This window comes from Ureibacillus thermosphaericus (genome assembly GCF_012396605.1).
Taxonomy (GTDB): Bacteria; Bacillota; Bacilli; order Bacillales_A; family Planococcaceae; genus Ureibacillus; species Ureibacillus thermosphaericus.
On record NZ_JAAXPW010000009.1, the window covers coordinates 39,640 to 63,916 of the forward strand.

General features: G+C 35.4%; 26 protein-coding genes and 1 pseudogene. 2 read left to right on the forward strand and 25 right to left on the reverse strand.

Features of this window, described 5'->3' with window-relative positions:
• Position 1: 1 nt before the first annotated feature.
• Both HF990_RS05700 and HF990_RS05705 read right to left on the reverse strand, forming a co-directional pair.
• On the reverse strand, positions 2-988 hold the full coding sequence (locus tag HF990_RS05700; protein WP_016837801.1) for a branched-chain amino acid ABC transporter permease: 987 nt from the start codon (positions 986-988) through the stop codon (positions 2-4).
• 211 nt (positions 989-1,199) lie between these two features.
• Positions 1,200-2,405: a branched-chain amino acid ABC transporter substrate-binding protein gene (locus tag HF990_RS05705; RefSeq protein WP_016837800.1), complete on the reverse strand. Its 1,206-nt coding sequence runs from the start codon at positions 2,403-2,405 to the stop codon at positions 1,200-1,202.
• 266 nt (positions 2,406-2,671) lie between these two features.
• On the opposite strand from HF990_RS05705, the gene HF990_RS05710 reads away from it, so the two are divergent.
• Positions 2,672-2,965, forward strand: a complete 294-nt coding sequence (locus HF990_RS05710) for a MerR family transcriptional regulator (RefSeq protein WP_016837799.1) — start codon at positions 2,672-2,674, stop codon at positions 2,963-2,965.
• Positions 2,966-3,143: 178 nt separating this feature from the next.
• Here the strand turns inward: HF990_RS05710 and lepB are convergent, their stop codons facing one another.
• Together lepB and HF990_RS05720 are read right to left on the reverse strand one after the other, a co-directional pair.
• Positions 3,144-3,698 carry a signal peptidase I gene (lepB, locus tag HF990_RS05715; protein ID WP_016837798.1) on the reverse strand — a complete coding sequence of 185 codons (555 nt, stop codon included), beginning with the start codon at positions 3,696-3,698 and terminating at the stop codon, positions 3,144-3,146.
• 37 nt (positions 3,699-3,735) lie between these two features.
• Positions 3,736-4,513: pseudogene (locus tag HF990_RS05720) on the reverse strand (ABC transporter ATP-binding protein).
• 248 nt (positions 4,514-4,761) lie between these two features.
• Between HF990_RS05720 and HF990_RS05725 the strand changes: the two are divergent.
• Positions 4,762-5,274: a methylated-DNA--[protein]-cysteine S-methyltransferase gene (locus HF990_RS05725; protein ID WP_016837796.1), complete on the forward strand. Its 513-nt coding sequence runs from the start codon at positions 4,762-4,764 to the stop codon at positions 5,272-5,274.
• On the opposite strand, the gene HF990_RS05730 is transcribed toward HF990_RS05725, so the two are convergent.
• From HF990_RS05730 to HF990_RS05830, 21 genes are all read right to left on the reverse strand, one after another.
• A complete protein-coding gene (locus HF990_RS05730) occupies positions 5,254-5,946 on the reverse strand; it encodes a DNA alkylation repair protein (protein ID WP_168412195.1) in 693 nt (230 codons plus the stop codon). The two genes, HF990_RS05725 and HF990_RS05730, sit on opposite strands and share 21 nt — an antisense overlap.
• 65 nt (positions 5,947-6,011) lie before the next feature.
• Entirely contained in the window at positions 6,012-6,518 is a 507-nt protein-coding gene (locus tag HF990_RS05735) for a DUF1648 domain-containing protein (protein WP_016837794.1), read from the reverse strand.
• Positions 6,519-6,584: 66 nt separating this feature from the next.
• Positions 6,585-7,061 carry a chemotaxis protein CheW gene (locus HF990_RS05740; RefSeq protein ID WP_210730756.1) on the reverse strand — a complete coding sequence of 159 codons (477 nt, stop codon included), beginning with the start codon at positions 7,059-7,061 and terminating at the stop codon, positions 6,585-6,587.
• Between the two features lie 23 nt (positions 7,062-7,084).
• Positions 7,085-8,200, reverse strand: coding sequence for a M20/M25/M40 family metallo-hydrolase (locus tag HF990_RS05745; RefSeq protein ID WP_016837792.1), 1,116 nt, complete (start codon positions 8,198-8,200; stop codon positions 7,085-7,087).
• Between the two features lie 106 nt (positions 8,201-8,306).
• Positions 8,307-9,839, reverse strand: coding sequence for a cobyric acid synthase (locus HF990_RS05750; protein ID WP_016837791.1), 1,533 nt, complete (start codon positions 9,837-9,839; stop codon positions 8,307-8,309).
• A 14-nt stretch (positions 9,840-9,853) separates the two neighbouring features.
• A complete protein-coding gene (locus tag HF990_RS05755) occupies positions 9,854-10,390 on the reverse strand; it encodes a cob(I)yrinic acid a,c-diamide adenosyltransferase (RefSeq protein ID WP_016837790.1) in 537 nt (178 codons plus the stop codon).
• Positions 10,391-10,410: 20 nt separating this feature from the next.
• Positions 10,411-11,190 (reverse strand): uroporphyrinogen-III C-methyltransferase, encoded by a 780-nt coding sequence (cobA, locus tag HF990_RS05760; protein WP_016837789.1) that lies wholly within the window; start codon positions 11,188-11,190, stop codon positions 10,411-10,413.
• Between the two features lie 61 nt (positions 11,191-11,251).
• On the reverse strand, positions 11,252-12,619 hold the full coding sequence (locus HF990_RS05765; RefSeq protein WP_040764497.1) for a cobyrinate a,c-diamide synthase: 1,368 nt from the start codon (positions 12,617-12,619) through the stop codon (positions 11,252-11,254).
• On the reverse strand, positions 12,619-13,767 hold the full coding sequence (locus HF990_RS05770; RefSeq protein ID WP_016837787.1) for a cobalt-precorrin 5A hydrolase: 1,149 nt from the start codon (positions 13,765-13,767) through the stop codon (positions 12,619-12,621). The genes HF990_RS05765 and HF990_RS05770 overlap by 1 nt, the downstream gene beginning before the upstream one ends.
• Positions 13,764-14,543 carry a precorrin-4 C(11)-methyltransferase gene (gene cobM / locus HF990_RS05775; protein WP_016837786.1) on the reverse strand — a complete coding sequence of 260 codons (780 nt, stop codon included), beginning with the start codon at positions 14,541-14,543 and terminating at the stop codon, positions 13,764-13,766. The genes HF990_RS05770 and cobM overlap by 4 nt, the downstream gene beginning before the upstream one ends.
• Entirely contained in the window at positions 14,540-15,244 is a 705-nt protein-coding gene (gene cobI, locus HF990_RS05780; RefSeq protein WP_168412196.1) for a precorrin-2 C(20)-methyltransferase, read from the reverse strand. Before cobI ends, cobM begins: the two co-directional genes overlap by 4 nt.
• Positions 15,237-16,445: a precorrin-6y C5,15-methyltransferase (decarboxylating) subunit CbiE gene (cbiE, locus tag HF990_RS05785; RefSeq protein WP_168412197.1), complete on the reverse strand. Its 1,209-nt coding sequence runs from the start codon at positions 16,443-16,445 to the stop codon at positions 15,237-15,239. The genes cobI and cbiE overlap by 8 nt, the downstream gene beginning before the upstream one ends.
• Positions 16,435-17,544 carry a cobalt-precorrin-5B (C(1))-methyltransferase gene (locus tag HF990_RS05790; RefSeq protein WP_168412198.1) on the reverse strand — a complete coding sequence of 370 codons (1,110 nt, stop codon included), beginning with the start codon at positions 17,542-17,544 and terminating at the stop codon, positions 16,435-16,437. Before HF990_RS05790 ends, cbiE begins: the two co-directional genes overlap by 11 nt.
• 5 nt (positions 17,545-17,549) lie before the next feature.
• On the reverse strand, positions 17,550-18,188 hold the full coding sequence (locus HF990_RS05795; RefSeq protein WP_168412199.1) for a precorrin-8X methylmutase: 639 nt from the start codon (positions 18,186-18,188) through the stop codon (positions 17,550-17,552).
• A complete protein-coding gene (gene cobK / locus HF990_RS05800) occupies positions 18,185-18,961 on the reverse strand; it encodes a precorrin-6A reductase (RefSeq protein WP_016837781.1) in 777 nt (258 codons plus the stop codon). The genes HF990_RS05795 and cobK overlap by 4 nt, the downstream gene beginning before the upstream one ends.
• On the reverse strand, positions 18,958-19,860 hold the full coding sequence (locus tag HF990_RS05805; protein ID WP_016837780.1) for a sirohydrochlorin chelatase: 903 nt from the start codon (positions 19,858-19,860) through the stop codon (positions 18,958-18,960). The genes cobK and HF990_RS05805 overlap by 4 nt, the downstream gene beginning before the upstream one ends.
• A gap of 13 nt (positions 19,861-19,873) precedes the next feature.
• Positions 19,874-21,475 (reverse strand): precorrin-3B C(17)-methyltransferase, encoded by a 1,602-nt coding sequence (cobJ, locus tag HF990_RS05810; protein WP_168412200.1) that lies wholly within the window; start codon positions 21,473-21,475, stop codon positions 19,874-19,876.
• A gap of 8 nt (positions 21,476-21,483) precedes the next feature.
• Entirely contained in the window at positions 21,484-22,338 is an 855-nt protein-coding gene (locus HF990_RS05815) for an energy-coupling factor ABC transporter ATP-binding protein (RefSeq protein WP_168412201.1), read from the reverse strand.
• A 1-nt stretch (position 22,339) separates the two neighbouring features.
• Positions 22,340-23,122 carry a cobalt ECF transporter T component CbiQ gene (gene cbiQ / locus HF990_RS05820; protein ID WP_168412202.1) on the reverse strand — a complete coding sequence of 261 codons (783 nt, stop codon included), beginning with the start codon at positions 23,120-23,122 and terminating at the stop codon, positions 22,340-22,342.
• Complete coding sequence (locus HF990_RS05825; protein WP_016837776.1) at positions 23,119-23,412, reverse strand: energy-coupling factor ABC transporter substrate-binding protein; 294 nt, start codon at positions 23,410-23,412, stop codon at positions 23,119-23,121. The genes cbiQ and HF990_RS05825 overlap by 4 nt, the downstream gene beginning before the upstream one ends.
• Position 23,413: 1 nt before the next feature.
• On the reverse strand, positions 23,414-24,160 hold the full coding sequence (locus tag HF990_RS05830) for an energy-coupling factor ABC transporter permease (protein ID WP_016837775.1): 747 nt from the start codon (positions 24,158-24,160) through the stop codon (positions 23,414-23,416).
• Positions 24,161-24,277: the final 117 nt, after the last annotated feature.

The following is a 24,277-nucleotide window of genomic DNA, read 5'->3' on the forward strand; positions in this document are numbered from 1 at the left end:
CCTACACTTTCTCTGTTGCTGCTTTTCCTAACAATCCCTCAGGCTTGAAGAGCAGTACTAAAATTAAAATTGCAAAAGCAAATACATCTTTATATTCTGCTCCAAAAATGCCACCTGTTAATAAAGAAAGATTTGCAGAAGCAAACATTTCGATTAATCCTAATAAAAAGCCTCCAAACATCGCTCCACGAATATTTCCAATTCCACCCATTACTGCGGCTATAAAAGCTTTAATCCCTAAAATAAATCCAATGTAAGGGTCAATCGTACCGTATTGTATGGCAAAAAGCACTCCTGTTGCTCCTCCTAATGAAGAACCAATAAAGAAGGTAATGGCGATCACTTTATTTACATTAATAGACATTAGAGCTGCTGTTTCCCGATCCATTGAAACGGCACGAATCGCAGTTCCCCATTTCGTCTTATTGACAAAGAAATCTAGAGAAATCATCATACCAATGGCACAAATGAGCACTATAAAAAATGAAACTTTTAAACTTGCATCATTAAAAACTGATAAAAATGATGATACTGGTATTGTAATTTGTTTGGAAAATAAAGACGGTCCTGTCACAATATAATTTCCAGTCAAGATTTCAGCAACTATTCGAACAACATCTTGAAGAATGAAAGATACACCGACAGCTGTAATTAAGGCAACTAATCGAGGGGCTCGTCTCACCGGACGATAGGCAACTCTTTCAATACCCATTCCAAGTAAACCTGTACATAGTGCTGTTATAACTAATGCAATGATTAATAATAAAAGACTCGGTATCGATGAACCAAATCCCATTCCAAGAATGATGAGCAGAACAGCTGTTCCAATATAAGCACCCGTCATAAAAATTTCACCGTGAGCAAAATTGATTAATTGTAAAATGCCATAAACCATCGTATACCCTAGTGCTACAACAGCATAAACGCTTCCGAGTGTTAAACCATCAATTATCACTTGAGGTAAAGTTTGGAGCATCTCTTGAAACATAAAATTCCTCCAATCCGTTGTAAATTAAACTCGTGCTGTTTTATTCCCTCTCTTTTAGAAAAAAAGAGACGTCTGTAAAGGCAATTTAAGACGTCCTCCTTCGACGAGGTTAGTGACAAATTATATTGAGAACCATAGTAGCAATAATTTTTATTATTAGATAGGAAGGATGTCTAGTGTCCGGCTTTCTAGACATCCCCTTTCTGTCAGCTTATTGGCTTACTTCACCTACATACGATGCTGGATATTTTGCTTCCTCAAATTTATATAAATATACTTTTGCATTCTTGTTGTCTCCTTTTTCATCGAAAGAAACATCTGTGATGACTCCTTGATAATCAGTTATTGCTCTTACAGCTTCTACAACTGCTTCTTTCGGAGGAAGTTTGCCCCCATTTGCTTTAATAGCATTCTCTAAACCTTGTAAAAATACGCCCATTGCATCATATCCATAAGCCGAAAATGCTTCTGCTTCTTTATTGAATTTTGCTTTATAATCATCCATGAATTTTTTTCCTTCAGGGGTTGAACTTGTATCTCCAGCAACCGATGTAATGTACACATTCTTCACTGCTTCCCCAGCAATATCAACTAAACCTGAGGAGTCCATTCCATCGCCACCCATAATTGGTACATTTATTCCTTTATCACGTGCTTGTTTTATAATAATTCCACCTTCACTATAAATGCCTCCAAAGAAAATTAAATCAGGTTTTTTATTTAATGCTTGATTGATGACACCATTGTAGTCTTTTTCACCAACTGTAATTCCTTCATATCCAACGATTTCAGCACCTAATTTTTCCGCTTCTGCAACAAACGCATCAGCAATTCCTGTACCATAGGCTGTTTTATCTTGAATCACGAAAATTCTTTTTGCTCCTAATTCATTGACTGCAAATTGAGCACCAGCTGGTCCTTGGAAATCATCACGGGCAACAATACGATTCACAGTTTTTAGCCCACGATCCGTTACATCTGTCGCAGTACTTCCAGGATTCACCATTGTTATGTTGTATTTCTCGTATATTTCTGAAGAAGGAATCGTAACCCCTGAGTTAAAGTGACCAATTACTCCATAAATTGCATCATCTGCTCCTATTAAGTTGGCATTCGATACGCCTTTTTTTGGATCTGCTTGGTCATCATAAGGTTCCAATTGCAGTGTAAAGCCCATTTCTTCAAATCGTGATGCTTCTTCTTCCAATTTCATTTGAGCACCAAGTTTAATGGCTTCACCAATGATTGCATTACCACCGGATAACGGTGTATGGGTTGCAATTTTTATAACATTGGAATTAGCTCCAGTTTGTTCTGTTGTTGTTTGTTGACCGGATTGATTACTGGAACTTTGTGAACAGGCTGAAAGGATTACCAACAATAAAGCGCTGGCAAAAACAACAAGTAATTTTTTCATACATCTCCTCCTTTTGATAAATTGTTCTCTTGAAAATAATGCTAATTTTAGTATATTTTTTTACAATTTTGTGAACATCATCTTTGTAAGAACTCCTTACATACTTTTTTTATTAAACTTGCAACTTTTTTACATGTCGATTAATGAGATTTCTTGTAGAAACATTCACTATAAATATGATGTTAGTTTGGTATTTTTTTTCGAGCGGTTTAATAAATAGATATAGAGTTAAACATATAAGACTATCGGAAAGTGGGTAATGCTTGATGCCTCTACAAAATCATGCATATAAATATAAAAAGGTTATATCAATCGGCACTGTTAGTGAGCTTACAGGTTTGTCCCATAGGCAGATACGTTATTATGAATCTAGAAAATTAATTTTCCCCGAAAGATCAAAAACAGGTATTCGAAAATATTCCTTTCATGATGTTGAAATATTAATAGAAATTGCAAATCATTTAGAAGAAGGTGTGTGGACAAATGAAATTCGAGAAGAACTAAAAAAACGTCAAAACAATCATCAAATAAAAATAGAGCAACCATATAATACCTGTTGAGGCATTTTGAATTTTTAATATACTGTATTCTTATCTTTCCTACGTAATGACTAATTTTTTATTGTATTTGCATTATCATAATTGGAAAGTTGTTGAAAAAGGGTGTTTAGAAAGTCGAAAGCTTTCTAAACACCCTCTCTTCTTCTTAATAATGTTTAAGATTTATTTTGCAACATGTTTATTCATATGGATTAGAAAAATATTTCATGTTTTGTAGTGGATAAATTCTCAATTTAGATTCTCCAAAAACATCCTCTATTGGTATTAAACCATAATGCCGACTGTCATAACTATTCAAACGATTATCTCCTAATACAAATATATAGCCATCTGGCACTTTCTTTTCACCCGTCAAATCTTCCAATGTAAAATTTTCAGTCATGCGAATTTGATACTCAGCATTTCGTTTTACATATGGTTCTTCAAATTCTTTTCCATTGATAATTAATACATCATCTTTCATTTCAACCGTATCTCCAGGCAATCCTATGACCCGTTTAATATAATATTCATCTTCATAAGGTGCTTTAAAAACAATGTGATCAAATCGTTGGATTTTACTTATTTTGCTAACAATAATGACATCTTCATTTTCATATGTAGGTGACATTGAAGCACCATTTACAACAACGGGAGAAAAAATATATTCCCTACAGATTAAAGCAATGGTAATTCCCGAAACGAAAACAAAAAACCAAGATAGCAATTCTTTCCGAATGTTATTTCCCTTCATTTATCCTGCTCCTCGTAAACGACTTAAAATTGTCCAATTATTTAAATGCAATCCATGTACGATTCTGCTGTTCTTGTACGGATAGATCGCGACCAAAAAATTGAGATAAGTTTTGCTCGGTTAATAGATCATTTGCTAATCCTTTTGCATATACTTCCCCATCTTTTAGCAACAAAGTATGAGAAAAACAAGGCAATATTTCTTCTACATGATGAGTGACATAGATTATAGATTAATGTTGGACAATATTCCTGTCGTGCAAGATTCCCTAAAAACGCTAGAAATTCCTCTCTTGCAATAACATCTAATCCATTACAAGGTTCGTCTAATATTAATATTTTCGGATTGGTCATTAATGCTCTAGCAATTAACACCCTTTGTTTTTCACCTTGAGATAGCAGGCCATATTGGGAACTTTCCAAATATTCAATTCCTAATTGTTTCATAAGCATATGTGCGATTTCCACATCTTTTTTTTCTACCGGTTCATATAGACCGATCGATGCGAATTTTCCGCTTAGCACAATGCTTAACACAGAATCAAATTCTCTTAACTGCTCTTTTAAAGAAGAACTGATAAAGCCAATTTCTTTACGCAATTCAGGAATATTTGTTTTTCCAAATTCTTGACCTAACACTTTTACTGTTCCTGAAGTAGGGTATAGATAGCCGGTGATGATATTGAGCAATGAAGTTTTACCCGCTCCGTTTAATCCGATAATGGACCAATGCTCCCCTTTATCTATATTCCAATTAATCTCTTTCAAAAGGATTTTGCCATTTCGTTTCACTGTTACATTTTTTAACTGTATCAATGTTCTTCCCCCATTTATCCACCTTTATTAGTATTTTAATATTACAATAATTGAATATATAAAGAAAAGTAACAATATTTTTAACTATTAAATTTACTCCTATAATACATCGCTATTTTGATTTATCTTTTTATTATAATATTAATTTAAATACTTTATTTTTTTCAGATGAAGAATCGGAAGAAAAAGTATGTTACAGTTTACTTAATTTAGTATTTCATTTAGGAAAACGAGAAAGGGGTTATGTTATGAAACAAAAAAGCATTTACGCATCATCCATCAACCATTCATATATGGACTTATATATTGCCGCATCGGACAAAGGTTTAGTTTTTGTAGGGGCTCAACATTCTTCTATGGAAGAATTAAAACAGTATTGCCAAAAACAATATCCACATTGTGAAGTAGTTGAAAATGATCTATTCATTTCGCCCTATTCTTCCCAATTGATTGAATATTTAGATGGTAAACGCAAACAATTTACATTACCATTTGATATTTCTGGAACTCCTTTCCAACTACAAGTGTGGAATGAATTATGTAAAATTCCATTTGGCAAAACTGCTACCTATTCTGAAGTGGCAACGAATATTGGAAATCCAAAAGCAGTCCGTGCAGTAGGAGGAGCAATTGGAAGCAATCCATTATCCATCGTCATCCCTTGCCACCGCGTCATAGGTAAAAACGGAAGTCTTACTGGTTATAGCGGTGGACTGGATGTAAAAAAACGATTATTAGATTTAGAAGGTATTCCTTATTGATCTTTTCATTTTTCGTATGCTTTCCTTCACTTCTTTGCTGATACGATGAGACTCAATTATTTTTTGTAACGCTTTATTATAAGTAAAATCATCTAAAGAATTTTTTTGTAAAAATGATGTTGTTTCTTTGGGAAACTTTAAATAGGCAACGGATATCGCCCAAGCGACTGCCATTTTAACATAATAGCCGTCATGCTTGATGTCATCCCATATTTGAAATAATTCTTCAATATACTTTTCTTCAATAAAATAACTAAGGGACATCACGATGGCAAAACGTATTTCAAATTCGTTTTCTGAATGGAAATAGGAGGAAAGGATATTCCACACTTCTTCCCGATGCTTTTTTGTAAATTTTAATCCGACACAAAAACTATCACATACAGACCAATTATCTATTTTAGGTACAAACCACTTAATCCACTTGAGCCTTTCCTCTATTGGAATGTTTACTTGCCCGATCACCATGCCTTTTAGCATAATTTCTTCAAAATATTCCTCTGTTCCATTCAATAAAAAATCTTCCCAGTCGCTTTTTGAAATTTCTTTTGCTAATGCTCTTAACTTCGGAATGCGAACCCCAAGAATATTTTCTTGATTCGGTATTAATGTTTTTTGAAACAATTGATACTTCTGTTCAGACAGTTCTAATAGTTCTTTCCGTATTTCCATCAAATCAACTCCAATATTTCAACATCAACTTTTCTTGTCATTCGGTATAGAAGTGTGGAAAATAATTATTTAATTTTGGATTGTTTATATATACCAATACCTATTGTAATAATGAGGGAAACGATAATCCCCGGAATAAACCAAATCCAAAGAAATTCGGTTTTACCTAATGCGATTTGTACAATTTGAAAATTAATCAATGCAAAAAGGATCATGCAAATATTTTTTATAATATTTAACATCTTTCGGCTATTTAAATAAAATTGTTCTGCATTTGATTCATTGATTCTTTCCGGATAATTATACATATGGGGAGCTTTTTCAAAAAGAGATGTTAACAATAAAACAAACATTCCAATGAATGGCAATATAATTAACTCATATTTTGAACCCCATCGATCTACTTCACCTTTAGCATTAAAATGTCCTGGTATTCGATCAGGAATTTGGCTCCACTGAAAAATAATAAACAAATTAGACAATATAAATAAACCAATACCAACGATATCACAGATTTTCTCCATTTTTGTTTTTGGTATATGAAGAATTGGTCGATATGGCGTTTTCATCATATTATTCCACCTTATATAAAAATAAAGCTAGAAAAGGCTAATGCCTTACTCTAGCAATTCTATATTTTATGAATTCATCTCTTTTTCCTCTTTCAATAAATGATGTAAATAATCAATAATTTCCCGAATTCCTTCTAATGAATTTATCAAAACGTCTGGATTCACAATCGTAATCATTCGATTTTCTAAATTGGCCACTGCTGTAAAATATTTTGTTTGAGAATAATTTACAAGCCCAACTTGTTGAATATCTTCATCAAGGAAATCTAATATTTCTTTTGCTTCACTCACAACTAATCCATAATTGACGATGTCCGTATTTAATACAATGATTCTCGCCAACGAATCCGTTGTTGGTTTGTTGTACAAAATAATATTAAAATCAAGGATAGGTATAAGCTCTCCACGAATTCGCGTAAAACCCACTAAATAAGTTGGCAAGTGAGGAATGGGGTTTATCTTTCCTATTTTTTCAATCGACACGACTTGATTAACAGGTATTGCGTATTCTTCATTTTCGCATCGATAAACGATTGTTTTCATGAACATCACCTCAAATTGAACAATTACTTGCAAGAACTTTTAACGATTTCTACTAATAAATCGGCTAATTTCTCCAATTCTTCAATAGGCATTCTTTCTTTTGTTGTATGAATATTTTCATAGCCTACCGATAAGTTTACTGTCGGAATTCCAAAACTTGAAATAATGTTTGCATCACTACCCCCGCCTGAAACGCCAATTTGAGGTGTACGGCCAATATTTCGGACAGCTTCGACTGCTATTTGCACCACTTTGTCTGATTCGTTTACTGAAAATCCAGGATACATGATTTGAACATCCATTTCTGCACGGCCGCCTAATTTTTCAGCAACTTTTTCGAAAGTCTCTTTCATATGTTTTGTTTGGTAATCTAATTTAGACTTTTGGATGGAGCGGGCTTCTGCTAAAATTAAAACTTCATCGCAAACGATATTTGTTGCCTTTCCACCTTCAAAACGACCGATGTTTGCCGTTGTTTCATGATCGATGCGCCCCAGTTTCATTTCAGCAATCGCTTTTGCAGCTAGGGTGATGGCAGAGATTCCTTTCTCTGGTTCAACTCCTGCGTGGGCAGTTTTTCCGAATATCTTCACTTCAATTTTAGCTTGGAAAGGAGCTGCGACGACAATCCCCCCAACTTTTCCATCACTGTCTACCGCATATCCATACTTGGCGATAATCTTTTCCCGTTCCAATTCCTTAGCCCCACGAAGTCCATTTTCTTCACCAGCAGTAATTATGAATTGAATTGTACCATGCTCAATTGACTGTTCTTTAAGTCGACGGGCCATTTCAAATAGTGCAGCAATACCGGCTTTATCATCTGCACCTAGAATCGTTGTTCCGTCTGAATAAATATATCCATCATCCCGTATTTCAGGCTTAATTCCCTTTCCAGGAACGACTGTATCCATATGAACAGTAAAATAAATGGGTTCTATATCTTCTCTTCCATTCAATGTGGCTATAATATTCCCTGCACCATGACCATTTCGTGTATGGGCATCATCTTGATATACTGAAAAACCTAAATCCTCTAACTTCTTTATAAGTACTGGAGCAATTTTTTCTTCGTGTTTCGTTTCCGAGTCAATCTGTACTAATTCGATAAATTCATTTACTAAACGGCTGTTTCTCATCATCAAAACTCCTTTATCATACCTCTTTCATCATCATTCTACGCTTAGATGCTTAAGATTACAAATTTCTCCACTTATACTGAACAAATAAAAAAAATGGGACAAATTATATCCCATTTTTGATCTTCTTTTGATTTTCTAATAAAGAATAAATATATTCCATATTCAAATATTGCTGTACATGTTGTGCAAGTACGTCGTAAGCTTGTTCTCGTTGTTCTTTATCGGATATTACATCCATTGATAATTCTTTTAAACCTTTACTTTTTCTAATTTCATTAAAGTAAGCTCTTGTAAAGGAACGATTTTGGAAAATTCCATGTAAATAAGTACCAATCACTTTCCCGTGATGAAAAATAATCCCATCACAAGATCCATCATCTAATTGTAAAAATGGTTGTACATTAGAGTCTTGCGTTACTTTTGTTTGACCTAAATGAATCTCGTAACCTTTCACATCAATTTCTTTATTAAAAAGCATTGGATGAATTTTCCCTTTCGTTTGGGTCGTGCGTTTATTTTTTTCAAAAGTCGTTTGAATCGGTAATAAGCAAAGACCTGTCGTTTCTTTTATATCGCTCTCCACAAAGTCAGGGTCAAACAACTTCTCTCCTAATATTTGATAGCCACCACAAATCCCAAATACCCGCGAACCATTCATAGAGCATTGCTGAATAGCCTCAAATAATCCCGTTTCTTTCAACCACTCTAAATCTGCTGTCGTATTCTTCGTACCAGGAATTATAATACAGTCAGGATTGCCTAAATCACTTGCATGACTTACAAAACGAACGCCTACATCAGGTTCATCAAATAGCGGATCTAAATCGGTGAAATTAGAGATTCTCGGCAATTGTATACAAACAACATCAATGAGAGAATCGTTCTTTTTCGGTCTTTTTAATTTTAACGTATCAAGGGCTAATGAATCTTCGGCTTCGATTTTCAAGTCAAAATATGGGATGACGCCAATGACAGGAATACCTGTATATTCTTCAAGCCATTTTATTCCGTTTTCAAGTATTTCAATCATTCCTCTAAATTTGTTAATAATTATTCCTTTTACAAGTTTTCGTTCATCTTCATCTAGCAATGCTAGAGTGCCAACAATGGATGCAAAAACGCCTCCTCGATCTATATCCGCCACAAGGAACACATCCGCATTGAGCATTTTCGCAACACGCATGTTAGCAATATCTCGATCTTTTAAATTAATTTCAGCAGGACTTCCAGCACCTTCTGCTACAATAATATCGTAGGACTGTTCTAGTTCTCGAATGGCCTTTTCAACAATTGGCAATGCCTGCAGCACAAAGTTATCTCTATAATTTGTAGCACTCATATCCATAAAATGTTTCCCATGAACAATGACTTCTGATACCATGTCTTGTTTCGGCTTCAGTAATATCGGATTCATCTTGGTTGTTGCGATTTCTCTAGCAGCTTCCGCTTGTACACCTTGAGCACGCCCAATTTCTCCCCCATCTTTGGTGACATAGGAATTCAGCGCCATATTTTGAGACTTAAAAGGTGCTACTTTGTATCCTGCATTTGAGAAAATGCGGCAAAGTGCGGTACAAAGCACACTCTTTCCCACATCAGAAGATGTTCCTTGAATCATAATTGAATTAGCACGCAAAAACGACCTCTCCTTTAAAATTCCAAGCCTTTTACTGCTGGAATCCCTTCATTGTAATAATGTTTCGTCGGTTCAATAGTTGAAACTAAATCTGCAATATCGATTAATTCTTGTTTTGCATTACGGCCTGTAATTACAACATGCATATGTTTTGGTCGGTTTTGAATGACGTTGATCACTTCATCTAATGGAATCACATCTTCAACTGGAAACTGTGTAATGCTTAGGGCATTGTTTAATTCATCTAATACTACAACGTCTACAGTTGAATCTTGAATGGCTTGTTTTGCTATTTCCCAACCTTTTTTCAAGGCTTCACGATGTTCCTCAGGTGTTTTTGTCCAAGTAAAACCGATTCCTAATTGTTCCATTGTCACCCCTAATTTTTTTAGAGCAAGGGCTTCACCATAAGTCCGTTCTTTCGATTTAATAAATTGTAAAAAACGAACGTTCATGCCGCGGCCAATTGCACGCAAAGTAAGACCTAAAGCTGAAGTTGTTTTCCCTTTACCATTTCCAGTATATATTAATATAAGTCCTTTTTGTTTCATCGATATTTCTCCTGTTTCTTTCATTCATTTACAGTGTTTTTCATATCATCTATATATTCTTCAAACCATTGGGCTTGTTCTCTGATACGTACCACTTCACCTACAATAATCATGGCAGGATTCCTAATCTGTGCTTTTACTGCTTGTTCAAAAATTGTTTCTAATGTCCCTGTAATCGTTCTTTGCCTTGTTGTCGTACCATTTTCAATTATTGCAACTGGGGTATCAGCTTTTTTTCCATGATGCATTAATTTATGACAAATATTTCTTAAATTACCTACGCCCATATAAAATGCTATTGTATCAATTCCGGAGAGGGAGTCCCAATTTAAATTATCAGAACCTTTATCTTTACTTCCGTGTCCTGTAACTAACGCAACAGTGGATGCATATTCACGATGGGTTAACGAAATTCCCGCATATTCGGCTGCTGCAACGCTTGCAGTAACGCCGGGCACAATTTCAAATGGTATTCCTTTCTTTTTTAATACTGCCGCTTCTTCTCCTACTCTTCCAAAAATACTTGGATCTCCACCTTTTAATCTGGTTACTACTTTTCCTTCTAATGCTTTTTGTACTAGAATTTCATGAATTTCCTCTTGGATTCGCATATGTTTTCCTGGAAGTTTTCCACAATATATAAGCTCTGCATTATATGGAGCATAATCTAACAATGCTAAGTTAATAAGCCGATCATATACAATGCAGTCAGATTGTTGAATACATTCAAGACCCTTAACGGTAATTAATTTCTCATCCCCAGGTCCAGCACCTACTAAATACACTTTTCCTAACCTCATATTTTCCCTCCCGAAACATTGTTGCTTCATATTTTTGTTCATCTTTTTCATTCTAAGATTATTAGATTGCATTTCGTTTCTGTTCTTGAAATTGTAAACATGCATTTATCCAGTTATCTACAAGTTTTGAATTGGAGGCGAAATGGAAATGAACATATCCTGCAATTAAAGAATGGAGAATGCAGCCAACTCGTTTTGCTCCAAATCGACTTTTCAATTCATAAGCTGGTGGATATAGTGAATTTGGCTGGAAAATTGAATAGTGGAATTCATGACCTTTCGCAACCTCTCCTTCTTTCATTAGGAAATTGTCATTCATGCCAAAAATTTCACGATATCCAAGGGCTGCAAGTGTGGACTGCATGGCTACTTTACCATCAATTACCCCAACCATTGGATAACTCATACCTTCTGTCGTCTCAATGGATTTTGTTAAATACATAAATCCACCGCATTCAGCAACAGTTGGAACACCTTTTTCAATCATTGCTTTGATGGATTGTTTCGACACTTCATTACTCGCTAACTTTTCAGCAAATTCTTCCGGGAAGCCTCCACCAATATATAAACCATCAACATCTTCCGGTACTGGATCATTTGCTAACGGTGAGAAAAAAAGAAGTTCTGCCCCTCGAGCTCGGAGCAATTGTAAATTTTCTTCATAATAAAAATTAAAAGCAGCATCTTTTGCTACTGCAATTTTCACATTCCCCTTTAAATTTTCTTCAAAAATAGAATGATTCACTTTTTCTAAGCTGTTTGTTTCAGAAATCGTTAGTAGTTTATTAAGATCAATCGTTTTTTCAACTTCTGTTGCCAGCATTTCAAAATAAGAATCTAAATCTCCCCGTTCAATAGCAGGAATTAACCCGAGATGCCTGCTTGGCAAGTGGAGTTCATTGTTTTTCTTCATATAACCAATCACAGGAATATGACATTCTTGTTCAATGGCAGCTTTTACAATGTTAAAATGGCTCTCACTTCCAACACGATTGGCTATTACGCCAACAATACGTGATGGTACATGGATTGTTTGAAAGCCTTTTACAATCGCAGCAGCACTTCTTGCCATACTTGCACAATCCACTACGAGAAGAACTGGACTCTCAGTAATGTCCGCAATATCAGCAGCAGAACCAGTATTTTCTAATGGATTTTTTCCATCAAAATACCCCATTACACCTTCAATAATTGTTATATCTGCATCACGACTATTGCGTTCCACAATATCGCGAATGACATCGTGGCTAAACATCCAACTATCAATATTTCGAGAAACTCGTTTTGTAACGGCAGTGTGATAGGTTGGATCAATATAATCTGGACCACATTTAAATCCTTGAACGACAAGATTTCGTTTTTTCAATGCCGCCATGATTCCGATTGTTAAAGTGGTTTTTCCAACCCCGCTCGATGTACCTGCAATCATTAATCTTTTTGCCACGGAAAATCCTCCTTATGCTCGAGTACCCCAACAGAAATTGTTACATTCCCACTTTTCTTTTTGACTAGAACTAGTGAATTTGATTGTAAATAACGTTTTGCTGCTGCTTCACTTACGGAATATGCTCCAGTATATTTATAAACCGTTTCTGATGGTTCTTCGATATGCATTTCATTCAATTCTTTAGCTGTGTACGTACAAAATTCCACATTTCTTTCGTTTACAACTTGCAATAAACCCTCTTCATCTTTCTTTAGATCAATCGTACAAATGGCTTTTACACTTTTTGATGAAAATCCTAACTCAAGCAACGTCTCTTCAATGACGAAATGAATTTCCTCCGCACTTGTTCCACGATTACAACCGATTCCTATTACAATTACTTTAGGCCTAAATATAATGCCGTATTGTAAAATTGGTGTCTCTTCTGGTGTGAGTAACCGATGAGTAACAATTAGAGCACCGCTTGGTTTTGCATTGATTGCTTCCAAAATGGATTGATAAATTTTTATATTTTCTGGTAATGGGCGATCATATATCCACCATGAACGCTCTCCACTTTCCTGTACAACAGCAACATGTTCTTCGTTCACAACAGCTGCACTAACCTTCGTTAAATGTTCTTCTGAATCCCAAACCCAACCGAACCGAGAGCCAAATAAATCAACAGCGATAGTTTGCTGAACATCTGATGCCGTCGTAATCACAGGGTTTGCATGAAGCAATGCCGCGATTTCTCGCGTTAATTCATTCGCTCCACCTAGATGACCGGAAAGCACACTGATTACATTTTTACAACAATCATCTATAACAACAACGGCTGGATCAATTTTTTTATCTTTTATAAGAGGTGCTATCATGCGAACAACTGCACCGAGAGAAATAAATAAAATCAGACCTTTATATTTGTTAAAAATCGCTGATAACAGAATTCGAACATTGCCATCATATAGTTGGATGCTTAAGCTATCTTCATCAGCTTTACAAAACTTTTGCGGATAATAAAGGTCACAATTAGGAAAAAGTCCTTGTAATTTCCGAGCAATTTCTACACTATGTTTTGTTATAGCAACAACTGCATAATCATTTTTTTGATGAATGTTTGGAATTTCCTCTTCCACAAGTTGAATCACTTTGAAACTCCTTTCCGATAGCCGTGAGTAAACTCGGCATCATAAAGCTTTGAGCGATACGTATCCTTTTCATAAAGGTTAGAGTCAAGTGCCCATCCTGCTAAAATCATGGCATGACTCCGAATGCCATTTTCTTTCATCGCTTGATCGAGATTCGCGAGTGTTGTACGAACGATTTTTTCATCTGGCCATGTAGCTTTTTGAATTACCGCAACGGGCGTGTCATCTTGCCAACCCGCTTCTTTTAATTCCTTCACTATTTTTTTCGTTAATGTTGCACTTAGGAAAAGAGCGATTGTACAATGATGGCTTGCTAAATCTTTTAATTTTTCTTTTTCCGGTACAGGTGTACGACCTTCAGCGCGGGTTAAAATAAGAGTTTGTGTTAATTCTGGAATCGTTAATTCTGCTTGTATTGCCGCTGCAGAAGCAAAAACAGAGCTTACACCAGGAATGATTTCTACTCCAATGCCTTCTTTTTTCAATAATGCTATTTGTTCAGCAATGGCACCATACATCGATGGATCTCCAGTATGAATGCGGGCAACTAATTTATCACGTTTTACTCGATCGACTATGATTGAAACAATCTCTTCCAAATGCATTCCACTTGTTTTAATAATTTCTGCTTCTTTCTTTGCTTTGGCAATTAATTCTTCATTAACAAGGGAGTCTGTATAAAGAATACAATCTGCTTCTTGCAACATTTGTAATCCTTTTACAGTTATTAAATCGGGATCGCCAGGACCTGCTCCAATTATCCAAATTTTCTTCATTTGCGCACCACCATTAATGATAGATAATTTAAATCGGCACCTTCTAATTCGTTGATATTCCATAAGATTTCCTCGTCAGATGTAACTTTTGTAACTACATGTGCCTTGTTTTCTAATCCTAATTCTCGAAGCATTTCTAGCAACACATCAATAACCTTTGCAACTTTTAGAAATACTACAGCATCATGATTTTCAATTGCTTTTCTCATCTTTTCAACATCATCATTTGCGGGAATGATAGCCACTTGTTCATCACCATCTGCTAGTGGAATGGTTAATCGGGATACTGCACCGTTGACGGAGGAAATACCGGGTATGGAATGAATTTCTACATCGGGATATTTTTCCTTCATTACTTTCATTAGATGAATAAAAGTGCTATATAATAACGGGTCTCCTTCAGTAACAAATGCCACATCTTTCCCTTGAGCAATTTTTTCATAAATTACATCAACGGCTTTATTCCATTCCCTCTCTAATACTTCCTGATTTTTCGTCATTGGAAATACAAGTCCTAACATTTCCTTTTCTTCAGGACGTATATAAACTTCTATAATCTTATACGCATAACTTTTTGAACCTCGCATTTTTTTCGGATAGGCTATTACAGGACATTCTTGAAGTTTCCGAAAAGCTTTAACGGTAAGTAATTCCGGATCTCCAGGTCCTACACCTATGCCATATAAAGCACCTTTACACATCCTCATCTTCCTTTCGTTTTGCACTTACAATAAACACAGGGTTTAATGGAGCGAATCGAGTCAACGATAATATTTGTTTACTTCTCGCAATTTGTACTTGGGTAACTTCTGTATGAAATCCTAACTTATAAAATATTTTGATAGATTCATATAAGTTTTCGATTGTTGCAGCATTTAGAACAATGCGGCCATTCTTGTTTAATCTTTCACAACATACGGTTAATAGTTCCTCCATGTTTCCACCCGTACCACCGATAAAAATAGCATCGGGATTCGGAAACTTATCAAGGCCTTCTGGTGCTTTTCCGTGTACAACAGTGAAATCAACCCGAAATTTTTGTTGATTAAGAAGACAGTTTTTGATATCTTCTTCATTTTTTTCAATGGCAAAAATTTTACCTTCTTTTGCAATCTTCCCTGCTTCAATTGCAACGGAACCGGTGCATGTGCCGATATCCCAAACAATACTTTTTTCATGTAAATTCAATGCACTAATGGATAAAACACGAACTTCTTTTTTCGTGATTAAACCTTTCTCCGGTTTTCGTTGATAAAACTCTTCATCATCTATGCCAAGAGACCAATTTTTTGTTTGCTGAATTTTTACTAAAATTACAACATTTAAAGGGGAGAAGCTTGCTCGCTTCATTTCTTCAAGCGTCATTTTTCTGCAACGTTCTTTTTCTCCTTGCAAGTTTTCAGCAATATATGCTTCATATTCGGTCATTCCAAACTCTATTAAGTATGATGCTAGATTATTTGGCGAATTATTTTCATCCGTTAATATAATCACTTTGTCTTTTCCATCGATTTTTTGCGCTAGTCCTTTAATCGGCCTTCCATGAATACTGACAAAATAAGCATCATGCCAACTAATTCCGAACTTTGCGGCTGCAAGTTGAATTGAACTTACATAAGGATAAATTTCAACTGGAAGTTTTTTCGAAATGAGGCCTCCAATTCCATAGAACAATGGATCGCCAGAGGCTAAAATCACAATGTTTTGATTCCTATTTTCTAACTTTTCTATAACGCTCATTACTTTAGTTTTCAATAATATTTTTTCTCCATTAAAGTTTGGAAAAAATGATAATACTCTTTCTCCACCAACGAGAACTTCTGCACTTTCAATCCATTCGATGAGTTGTGGATGCAAACCTTGTGCACCGTTATCACCAATTCCAATCAATTTAATGGGCATCAATTATTTCCGCCTTTCCTAATAATTCACCTTTCATTGAATAAATCGCAGTTGAAACAATCAATCCGCCACCAACATGTTTTAAGATTTCTTTACAGCAAAGTTCCGATAATTTGTCAAAAAATTCCATACATCCTTGTTCTTTCATGATTTCCCCTACTTCATTTGCTGTATTTGCTTGAAGAATTTGTCTAACACTTTCATTGGTAGCGCCACTTTCTCTAGCAATGGATGCAAGAAATTCAAAATTGACTTGAGAACCTTTTGAATGAAGCATCATGGAACCTTGGGCAAGTTTTGAAAATTTCCCCATCATCCCGACTAAAGATACTTTCGGAATGCCTAATTGTTTGCACTGTTTCATTGAAAAACCAACAAAATCTCCCATTTCAATAAAAGCAACTTCAGGAAGCTCGCCATACATGCTCATGGCAAATTTTTCACTTCTTCCACCAGTTGTAAAGACAAGATGTTCACTACCCGCTGCTTTTGCTACAGAAATTGCTTGTACAATACTTGCCATATAAGCGGCGTTGGAAAAAGGAACAACTGTTCCCCTTGTTCCCAAAATTGAAATACCTCCAATGATGCCAAGACGACTATTTAATGTTTTTTTAGCAATTTCTTCACCATCGGGGACAGTGATGATAATATTTACTCCAGTTTCAATTTCATATTGCTGTAAGACTTTTTCAACTTCTGTTTGAATCATTTTACGTGGAACGGGATTAATGGCAGCTAGTCCCACTTCAATTGGTAATCCAGGTTTTGTTACTCGGCCTACTCCCTTGCCGCCATCAATAAAAATTTCCTTGTCTTTTCTCCAAGAAACAGTTGCTTCAATAATTGCTCCATGAGTTGCATCAGGATCATCTCCACCATCTTTTATTACGGAACATTTTACTTCAATATCTCTTATTTCACATTTTTCGATTGAAAATTCAACATCTTTTCCCACAGGCAGATGAATCATTACTTTTTTTTGTTCTAGCTTTGTGATTAATGCGATTAATGCTGCTTTAGCACATGCTGTTGCACAAGCACCCGTTGTATAACCTTCCCTAAGTTCAGAAGGATCTTTTCTTTTCTGTTTTTGCATATACCTCACACCTGATCAGCTAAAATAGAAATAGCATTTAATGCGGCAACGGTTACCGTGCTACCTCCTTTACGACCAACATTTGTGATATAAGGTATTCCCTTTAGTTTTAAAAGTTCCTCTTTCGACTCAGCTGCGGAAACAAATCCGACAGGCATCCCAATAATTAAGTCGGGTTTTGCGATGCCTTCATTGATAAGGTGAATTAACTCTAATAATGCTGTAGGAGCATTACCAATCGCATAAATTCCTCCTACATGTTCACGGATAGCTTTCCTCATGGACATAATTGCCCGTGTAACTCCTTCTTTTTTTGCTTCTTGTGCCACATCTTCGTCACCGATATAGCAATGCAAATCTCCGCCATATTTTTGAAATCGTTTCCTTCCTGAGCCGCTGACAATCATTTGAACATCGGCAATCACATGTTTTCCTTCTCGAATTGCTTTGATGCCTGCTTCAACTGCACCAGGAGAAAATACAACACTCCTTCCTAATTCAAAATCTGCTGAAGCATGAATAATTCGACGCACGACTTGCCATTCCAATTCAGAAAAATGATGTTCACCCATCTCTTCTTCAATAATGGCAAAACTATAATCATAAATTTTATTCGGTTCTACCGTAATCGGTTTAAAATTCATAGCACACCCTCGTTTCTTTGTATTTTTAAGAATTCTACAACTTCCTCCATTTTGTGAAACTCATTGCCAAATTGTATATTTGGTCTTGTAATCACAATCGTCTCAATCCCTAATTCTTTTGCAGCTTCTACTTTTTCATCAACAGCACCAACTTTTCCACTTTCCTTTGTTATCATGAGTGTCACTCCGAAATGCTTAAATAAGGCAGTATTTAACTCTTTTGTAAAAGGTCCTTGCATTGCTACAATATTTTTTTGAGGGAAGCCAAGTTGTTCGCATTTTTGCATATTATCGATTCGGGGAAGCATTCTGCAAATTACGCGAACATCATTTAGTGGCAATAATTTTTTCGCAAAGATTTCTAATGTTTTACTGCCGGTTGTTAACATGACAACTCCTTTTTTCTTTGCTGCGAGTTCCGCTGCTTCTTCGTAAGTTGAAACATAAATAATAGAGTCTTGTTCTAGCTTTGATTGTTCTCTTTCGTATCGTATATATGGGATTTTTAATTGTTCCGCTACTGATTTCGCTGTTTTATGCGCCTCTTCTGCAAAGGGATGACTTGCATCAACAATTGCAGTCACCCCATTTTTCTTTGAAAATTCAAACATTTTTTCTTCATTTAAGCGACCAACTCTTACATTCATTCCTTCATCAGTAAGTCTTTTTGCAGCAGATTCTGTTACTACAGTGGCTATTAGGGGGAAGCCTTCCTTTTTTAACAAAATTGCTAACTCTCGTGCATCGCTTGTACCTGCTAAAAACAGAATCATGGTTTCACTTCCGTTTTTTCATCATGATGATGATGTTCATGGTCATGATGGTGGTGATGATGTTCATGGTCATGATGATGATGAGAAATGAGTCCCAATTGCTTTAACCTTTGAATATTCTCCAAGTCCTTAACACCTTTTGAGTGTCCATTTAGTGCTTGATCCATTCGCTCAATGATCACTGATTTTAAAAGTGGATGATTTCCAAAATAATGTGCAATCTCTATTTTTACGTTCGGGTATTGTTCATTGAAACGCTCACAATATTTTTTCATTCGTTCGATTAAAATGCCTGTGAATAGAAAATATGGAAGCATAATTATTTTTTTCGCACCGAGTTTGATACAACGTTCAATACCCTCATCAACTAATGGTTCTGTCACTCCCATAAAAGCACTTTCTACTATTGGAACATCTAGTTTTTCCCATAAAAGTCTTGTAATCTTATAAAAATCACCATTTGCGTATTCATCGCTTCCACCACGAGCAATTAATAAAATCGCTGTGTCTTCATGTTTTGCCTGTGTATCAAAACCGATTTCTTGCAAACGCTCTAGTAAAATTTGAAGTATTTCTTCGTGAATTCCAACAACTTCACCATACGTAAATTTCACATGGGGATATTTATTTTGTGCTTCTACAATTTCAGCAGGAATATGAATTTTTGAATGTCCTGCATGTAGTAAAATAATCGGAATTACATATATTTCTGTTGCACCTTTTTCAACACAATAATCAATTCCTTGAGAAATGGTAGGTTCAGCAAATTCTAAAAAACAAGTCTCAACTAATAAATTAGCATCTATTAAAGGGGATAATTGCTCCACAAATTCCCTTACTTCATTATTTCCTGCTTCTAACTTACTTCCATGTCCTACAAACAAAATGGCTTTTGTCATTATTTTCTTCCTCCTAATCTACACAAGGGATCGGTTGTAAATTCAATTTTGGTTCATTATCTTGATATTCGTAGCCTGCTAGCACTTTTTTCCGTTTAAAATATTTAAATAGTCTTTCATTTGGATGAGCATGTTCTTTATATTCCTCAATAATTTTTTCGATTAAATCAACTAATTGATCCGCTTCTAGTCCTTCTTCAATTAATTGTCCAGGATGGGCCGTACGCCCAACTGGTTTTGCCCCTAAAAACACATCAAACTTACCTTTTCGGTAAACGATTCCGATATCTTCCATAACTGCGTTGTAACAAGCCATTCCGCATCCATTAATACCGATCTTTAATTCTTTCGGCATGGCTTTTCCTCCAAATCGTCTTTGAAGTTCTTCCGCGTATGGAATGGGTTCGGTTTTTTCACCATCACAAAAATCACAAGCTTTTACCGTAACGACATTTCCAACCGGCATCACTAGCAATCCAACGTTTGATATTTGCTCTACTATTTTTTTAGGATTATTGGTTGGAATACTTATGAGTAACTGATGATCCCTTGAATAGTCCATCCTTCCTTCATTTCCCACAATTTCTGCTAACAGCTGAAATTGCTCCGGAGTAAATCGTTTGTTTGCCACTCCAGGGCTTACCGCAAATTCAAAAATAGACATATTGCTTGGCTGTTCTACAACGAAATGTTGCTTTTGATCTAGCATGGCAATTGCTTCACATGCAAGTTGAAATGGCGTTTTTTGTTTAAATAGTTCACTTTCTTTCGACTCTAGATTTTCTAAAGACCAAGGTTCAGCTTCCTTTTTTAATCGTTCATGAGGTTTCAATGGTTGAATCTCGCTATCAAGCGTATATTTTCGTTTGTATCCTCTCGGTGTAATCATTAAGTCATCATACACAAAAGTGGAAGAATTTCCGATAATCACCGTTGTGAGCATACCAATCTCGTAATCTAGCATTTTTTCTAGCGTAGTAATTACAATATTTTGTCTCTCACGATAAGCACTCTTTACGAGTCCAACAGGCGTATTCGGTGACCGGTATTTTAATAAAATTCTCCTAGCCTCTACAATTTGTTTTGTTCTCCTACCGCTTTTAGGATTATATAAAGCAATTACAAAATCTGCTGCTGCCGCTGCTTCCAGTCTTTTTTCAATAATAGACCATGGCGTTAAATGGTCGCTTAAACTAATTGTGCATGAATCATGCATTATTGGAGCTCCAAGAAGGGAACCGCAAGAATGAACTGCAGAAATGCCAGGAATAACTTCAATTTCAACCCCGGTTTCTTTATTCCACCCTTGTTCAATGAGCACTTCATAAATTAAACCAGCCATACCGTATACACCTGAATCACCACTTGAAATGACCGACACATGGTGCCCCGCTTCAGCAAGTTTTATTGCCGCTTGTGCTCGTGATACTTCCTCTGTCATCCCTGTACTAATAATTTGTTGTTTGGAATCTAATAAATCTTTAATTAGCTCGACGTAAGTTTTATAGCCAATGATTGTATCACTAGCTTTGATTGCTTCAACTGCACGATAGGTAATGTGATTAGCATCACCTGGACCAAATCCGACAATGTAAAGCTTTCCCTTCAAACTCATCACCCCTTTTAATTCTTTGCCTTCATGAAACAATCATGAAGAACATCTATTACTTTTTCTTTTGAACGTACATCATCTAGTTTTGAAATGAGTCCTTGCATTTTCATCATTTGCGCAATTTCGAATATTATGGATGTTTCTAAATTTGCTTTTTTCACAATGTCCTTGTTTTCTTCAAACAAACGATAAAAAGCACCGTGATATAACATTTCTCCATGATGCATCACAACGACTTCGTCAGCCCATTCATAAGCAAAGTCAATATCATGAGTAGAAAGAATGAGTGTTCTCCCGTCACAATGAAGTTCGTTTAACAATTTTCGTATTTTCCTTGTGTAATAAATATCTAAAGATGCAGTCGGCTCATCTAATATGATGACTTCAGGATCCATAGCAAGAACTCCAGCGATGGAAACTCGCTTTTTTTGCCCAACACTTAAAAAGTGAATCGGTTTATCTAATAATGATTCAACGTCTGTTTGATTAATTGCTTTCTCTATCAACGACTTTCGTTCCTGTTCTGCTAGATGTAAATTAAATGGCCCATAGGCAATATCATCCCAAACAGTTCCATTAAACAACTGGGTTTCTGGATTTTGAAAAACAATTCCAACCTTGCGTCTAACATTTAACAATTCTTTTTTTGAATAGGATAATGGTTGTCCTTTAAAATAAATTGTTCCGGAGGTTGGTTTTAATAAACCATTTAAATGCAATATTAAAGTGGATTTCCCTGCTCCATTACTACCTAACAAAGCAATTTTTTTTCCTTGATCAATTTGTAAATTTATTTTTTGTAAAGCTTCTGTTCCATCTTCATAGGTATAAGAAACTTCTTTCAATTCAAACAAAGGAGTATTCATTTTAACCAACTCTCCCAACGGTGAAATAAAAGACGATAATGAACAAATTCACTAACAACGTAAATATCCAACTACTTGTTGAAAAATGAAGTTCTCTTGAAATGACTGCTGAATATCCATCTACACTTCTTGCATTTATCGCATTATTTAAGTCTTTCATTTCTTGAAATACCTTAATAAACAAAGCACTGATTATAAGTCCAATTGATTTGATAGAATTTAATAAAGAACTGTGACCTAACCTTGCTATTTGTGCAAGATAGATTGTCCTGCTGGAATCAAGAAATATAAATATAAATCGATACATTAATGCAATTAAATCCAATAAAGTAGTTGGTACTTTACAACACCTTAATCCATATAGAAAATCTTGAATCGTCGTAGATAAAATTAAAAAATACAAACAACTAATACTCGATAAAGCAACAACAAATAGCATCAATGCCATTTCAACACTCGTTATCGAAATTGAAATCGTGACGGGACCAATAATAGATTGAAAAATGGCACCTTCTATAGGGTTAGTTGAAAAATTGAGTAAAATGACTAGTATACTTGAAATTAGAAATACCACTGGAATAAGCAATAACTTCAAATATAGACGAATCGGAACTTTTCCGATTATTAAAGTAATAACTGTCATGATGCAAAATATGAATATGGATGTAAGAACATTTTGAAATACGATATTCAATATTAATGGAATAAGAGCAAATCCCATTTTTTCGATTGGGTGTTTATTTCTTAAAGGTGATTGATAAGCGAAATATTCTAACATTCTCATTTCTGTATCTCTGCATTTCCGCCCCTATTCCGGCCTCGCATATATCCTATAAAGTAACCAATGAACCCTGCACCGATTGCTCCTTGTAGTACGAATAATAAACTTTCTATTTCACCACTAGGAGGCTCCCAAATACTTGAAAACCATGGTTCATAGGATTGGTTCAGTGCTGTAATTAATTCTTCCGCTTCTCCGTCTGCACCACCATATTCTGCATCTCCGTTAAAAATCAGCGGGACAATCATTAAAAAAATGATCAAAATTAATAAAAGCATATTCTTTTTTAACATCTTACTTCACCTCCTGAGGTTTCTTTAGTACTTGAAGTAACTTTAATTCTCTTTCGTTGTATTTCAATAAGAAATTCATCACCATTACTGAAATCAATCCTTCAATAATTGCTAATGGTACCTGTGTAACAGCGAATACGCCAGCAAACTTTACAAATGAAGCGAAAATTCCACCAACTTCAGATGGAAAGGCTAGTGCAAGTTGAATAGATGTAATGACATATGTACCTAAATCTGCCAATGTTGCTGCTGAGAAAACTGCTAGAGTAAAGGGCAAACCGATCCTATTGAAGCCTTTAAATACTCCATAGGCGATAAAAGGTCCAGCAATCGCCATCGAAAACGCATTGGCGCCAAGCGTTGTTAAACCTCCATGGGCTAATAATAATGATTGGAATAATAACACGATGGTACCTAAAACACTCATTACAAATGGTCCAAATAATACGGTTCCTAACCCAACACCCGTAGGATGAGAACAACTTCCAGTAACCGAAGGAATTTTTAATGCGGATAATACAAAAGTGAATGCACCCGATAAACCTAGTAATAACTTCGTCTCAGCATTTCTCTTTACTAAACTACTCATTTTCTTTAATCCAATGATTAAAAAAGGGAATGTAAGGAGCCACCAAAATATTGCCCACTTGATTGGTAAAAAACCTTCCATGATATGCATAGCAAAAGCTGTATTAGGAATGATTAATAATACTGCTAGAAAGTAAAGTATTTTGATTGAGACTTTCATAAAATTCCTCCTAAAATGAAAATTTGAAAATAAAAAAACACTGCCAAACTAGCAGTGTCCCACAATAAGACATAATAATCCAATCATGCCTATTCGTGTACCTATCCTCGTAGGACA

Coding starts and splice junctions, on each gene's coding strand:
- HF990_RS05700 (WP_016837801.1), bottom strand. CDS start 988: ATGTTTCAAGAGATGCTCCAAACTTTACCTCAAGTGATAATTGATGGT.
- HF990_RS05705 (WP_016837800.1), bottom strand. CDS start 2,405: ATGAAAAAATTACTTGTTGTTTTTGCCAGCGCTTTATTGTTGGTAATC.
- HF990_RS05710 (WP_016837799.1), top strand. CDS start 2,672: ATGCCTCTACAAAATCATGCATATAAATATAAAAAGGTTATATCAATC.
- lepB (WP_016837798.1), bottom strand. CDS start 3,698: ATGAAGGGAAATAACATTCGGAAAGAATTGCTATCTTGGTTTTTTGTT.
- HF990_RS05725 (WP_016837796.1), top strand. CDS start 4,762: ATGAAACAAAAAAGCATTTACGCATCATCCATCAACCATTCATATATG.
- HF990_RS05730 (WP_168412195.1), bottom strand. CDS start 5,946: ATGGAAATACGGAAAGAACTATTAGAACTGTCTGAACAGAAGTATCAA.
- HF990_RS05735 (WP_016837794.1), bottom strand. CDS start 6,518: ATGATGAAAACGCCATATCGACCAATTCTTCATATACCAAAAACAAAA.
- HF990_RS05740 (WP_210730756.1), bottom strand. CDS start 7,061: ATGAAAACAATCGTTTATCGATGCGAAAATGAAGAATACGCAATACCT.
- HF990_RS05745 (WP_016837792.1), bottom strand. CDS start 8,200: ATGAGAAACAGCCGTTTAGTAAATGAATTTATCGAATTAGTACAGATT.
- HF990_RS05755 (WP_016837790.1), bottom strand. CDS start 10,390: ATGAAACAAAAAGGACTTATATTAATATATACTGGAAATGGTAAAGGG.
- cobA (WP_016837789.1), bottom strand. CDS start 11,190: ATGAGGTTAGGAAAAGTGTATTTAGTAGGTGCTGGACCTGGGGATGAG.
- HF990_RS05765 (WP_040764497.1), bottom strand. CDS start 12,619: ATGATTGCAGGTACATCGAGCGGGGTTGGAAAAACCACTTTAACAATC.
- cobM (WP_016837786.1), bottom strand. CDS start 14,543: ATGAAGAAAATTTGGATAATTGGAGCAGGTCCTGGCGATCCCGATTTA.
- cobI (WP_168412196.1), bottom strand. CDS start 15,244: ATGTGTAAAGGTGCTTTATATGGCATAGGTGTAGGACCTGGAGATCCG.
- cbiE (WP_168412197.1), bottom strand. CDS start 16,445: ATGCCCATTAAATTGATTGGAATTGGTGATAACGGTGCACAAGGTTTG.
- HF990_RS05790 (WP_168412198.1), bottom strand. CDS start 17,544: ATGCAAAAACAGAAAAGAAAAGATCCTTCTGAACTTAGGGAAGGTTAT.
- HF990_RS05795 (WP_168412199.1), bottom strand. CDS start 18,188: ATGAATTTTAAACCGATTACGGTAGAACCGAATAAAATTTATGATTAT.
- cobK (WP_016837781.1), bottom strand. CDS start 18,961: ATGATTCTGTTTTTAGCAGGTACAAGCGATGCACGAGAGTTAGCAATT.
- HF990_RS05805 (WP_016837780.1), bottom strand. CDS start 19,860: ATGACAAAAGCCATTTTGTTTGTAGGACATGGAAGTAAGTTAGAAGCA.
- cobJ (WP_168412200.1), bottom strand. CDS start 21,475: ATGAGTTTGAAGGGAAAGCTTTACATTGTCGGATTTGGTCCAGGTGAT.
- HF990_RS05815 (WP_168412201.1), bottom strand. CDS start 22,338: ATGAATACTCCTTTGTTTGAATTGAAAGAAGTTTCTTATACCTATGAA.
- cbiQ (WP_168412202.1), bottom strand. CDS start 23,122: ATGAGAATGTTAGAATATTTCGCTTATCAATCACCTTTAAGAAATAAA.
- HF990_RS05825 (WP_016837776.1), bottom strand. CDS start 23,412: ATGTTAAAAAAGAATATGCTTTTATTAATTTTGATCATTTTTTTAATG.
- HF990_RS05830 (WP_016837775.1), bottom strand. CDS start 24,160: ATGAAAGTCTCAATCAAAATACTTTACTTTCTAGCAGTATTATTAATC.